Here is a 2776-nt window from a genome sequence, read left to right as displayed (position 1 = left end):
AGACAAGTCTGGCACGGGTGCCTCTTCTCCTGGAGCGGAGCCAAGAGTCACCAGTAAACAGGTGGATATGGCCAAAAAAAGTAAATGGAAGACATGGCGTGGGTAGCGGGACGTGGTTGGTCGAAATATCCAGCATGTCCCTTGTTAGGGGGCCTGAGGCCTCCCGGCAAGGAGCAGCTGGAGCTTGTTCTTGGTGTATCGATCGCAGAGGTTTTCTCCAAACTCCTTGGACGTCAAGGTAACATTCGGCGATACTTGGGACAACCTACTCTTATGAAACTTCCCCTCCGACCGGGGTCAAGGCGAAGCCGAGTTGCTCGGCTTGGCGGCGGAGGTAGCGCTCTTTGCGGGCGCGGGCCAGTTCGGGATTGCCGAGACGTTGCGGGTCGTAGCAAAAAGGGGTCAGTGAAAGCGCCGGGATAAACCGGCTTGGAATAGAGAATGAAAGAGTCTTACAGAGAAAACCTAGCCAGTAGCTCTGGCCCCAAACCCTACGCTGGGAGCAGTGATGCTCCGGGTGTAGCATGGGTAAGTGGAGACGCAGGCCAGCCATTGAGCTCCGAAATCACCAATTCCGTGTGCCGACCTTGTACTGACAAGGGGAAGGCAGTATCATCCTTAGCGCCAGGGCAAGGTGAGGATGGACACGGCGGAGTCGTAGAACCTGTGCATGTGTCGAAGTTCCAAGCGCGAGAACCGGGAACACCAGCGCAGCGCAGGGTAGAGTCCCCGGAGGGGAGCCCCGCGAGGGGTGAGCGATAGCGAATCAAATCCCATCAGCACCCTAGAGGAAGAAATCTACCTTCAGGGCCGTCCCGTGAACGTTTCCGACGGTAATGCGGGAATGCACGTTGGCAGGAAGTCAGATGGGTCAATATTGCCTGCGAAGTCTGCGAACAAGGATGTGTCTGAAGCATCTGCGGAGTGGATGGAGGGGAGGGACCCAGTCGAGAGGAACGCGGTCCAGACCGCCCCGCCCCGGACGCCGATCCGGAATGAGGCAGGGACATGCGGGCTGAACCGTGTGCGTGAAGCCGCCCGCAAGGACGGCAAGTTGAAGTTCACGGCATTGCTGCACCATGCGGATGCCGATGCGTTGCGACGGTCCTTTTTCAAACTGAAGCAGACGGCGGCGGTCGGAGTCGATGGGGTGACGTGGCATGACTATGAACACGACCTGGAGGCGAAATTGATCGACCTTCACGGTCGGATTCACCGGGGAAGCTACCGGGCGAAACCATCACGTAGAAGATATATCGAAAAACCCGACGGCCGGAAACGGAAGTTGGGGATTGCATCGCTGGAGGACAAGATCGTCCAGCATGCGGTCACGGAGATATTACAATGCATCTATGAGGAGGATTCGCTCGGGTTCAGCTATGGCTTCCGGCGGGGAAAGAGTCAACACGACGCGCTTGATGCGCTGAGTGTGGCGATTTCCGGCAAGAAGGTGAACTGGATACTGGACGCCGATATTGAGGGTTTCTTTGATGCGATTGACCATGATTGGATGATCGCGTTTCTGGAGCACCGAGTCGGTGACAGCCGTGTCCTCCGCTTGATCAGGAACTGGCTCAAGGCCGGGGTCATCGAGGACGGGGAGGTTTCGGAGACAGATGAGGGGACTCCGCAGGGCGGGGTGATTTCGCCCTTGCTCTCAAATTTCTATCTTCACTATGTCTTCGATTTATGGATACAGTGGTGGCGCGAGAGGCGCTGCCGCGGAGATGTGATTGTTGTGCGCTATGCGGACGACTTCGTGATCGGGTTCGAGCATTACGATGAGGCGGAAGCGTGTTTGGAGGAGATCCGGGTGCGTTTCGCCAAGTTTGGCTTGAAGCTGCACGCTGGGAAGACGCGCTTGATCGAGTTCGGACGCTTTGCGGCCATGAACCGGAAACGGCGCGGAGAGAAACGGCCCGAAACCTTCGATTTTCTCGGATTCACACACAAGTGTGCGAGAACACGGAAGGGTGGGCATTTCACGATCCATCGTCACTCGATTGTGAAGCGGATGCGGGCGAAATTCACGGCAATCCGGGTGGAACTACGCAAAAGGATGCACCGTCCACTGGGCGAAACCGCCCGGTGGCTGGCCAGTGTGGTTCGGGGATGGCTGAACTATCATGCCGTCCCCGGAAACAGCATAAAGATGTGTCGCTTCGTCGATGAAGTGACGCGCCTATGGCATCGTGTGATCCGCCGTCGTAGTCAGAGAGGTAAGAGCCGCTGGACATGGGAGAGGATGCAGAGACTTGCGAGAAAGCATCTTCCCCGGCCCCGCATTATTCATCCCTATCCAGAAAAGCGATTTCGCGCCCGACTTAAGACAGGAGCCGTATGAGGTAGTTCCTCACGTACGGATCTGAGCGGGGGGCCGCCGGTAACGGCGGTCCCTACCGCGTTCAAGAATGGCACTAACTTAAGGGTTTTCGATACTTCGATCGGTGGGCGAGTTCCATGCCCTCGCCTCGCGGTTTGGTCATCATTCCGAAGGGCTTGGGTCTTCGCTTTACCAGGCGGGGTTCTCGTCTTCGCGGACGTTCGATCACCAGATCTTCCGCCACTGTTTCGAGCATGTCTTCAATCATTCGCTTGCGGCACTTGATCGATCCGGCACCCATGATGGCGGGCATCCACTCATTGAGCCGGTCCAGAGATCCTTTGAAGCTAACACGATCCGGTTCGTCCGCCTGAGCGACTATCGCTCGAAGCAGGTTATATGCGATCACGTGCATCAGCAGTTCGCGGTAGATCATGTGAGGTGATTTCGTGC

Annotated in this window: 1 protein-coding gene and 1 pseudogene; one reads left to right on the top strand and one right to left on the bottom strand. The window is 57.0% G+C overall.

Features of this window, described 5'->3' with window-relative positions:
* Positions 1-904: 904 nt before the first annotated feature.
* Positions 905-2344 (top strand): group II intron reverse transcriptase/maturase, encoded by a 1440-nt coding sequence (ltrA, locus tag WBG04_RS10280; RefSeq protein WP_424314331.1) that lies wholly within the window; start codon positions 905-907, stop codon positions 2342-2344.
* A gap of 73 nt (positions 2345-2417) precedes the next feature.
* Here the strand turns inward: ltrA and WBG04_RS10275 are convergent.
* Positions 2418-2776, bottom strand: a pseudogene (locus WBG04_RS10275) (IS4/IS5 family transposase); the annotation flags it as partial.

It is taken from the genome of Haloferula sp., assembly GCF_049672945.1.
Lineage (GTDB): Bacteria > Verrucomicrobiota > Verrucomicrobiia > Verrucomicrobiales > Akkermansiaceae > Haloferula.
This window is presented reverse-complemented; position numbering and strand designations above follow the sequence as displayed.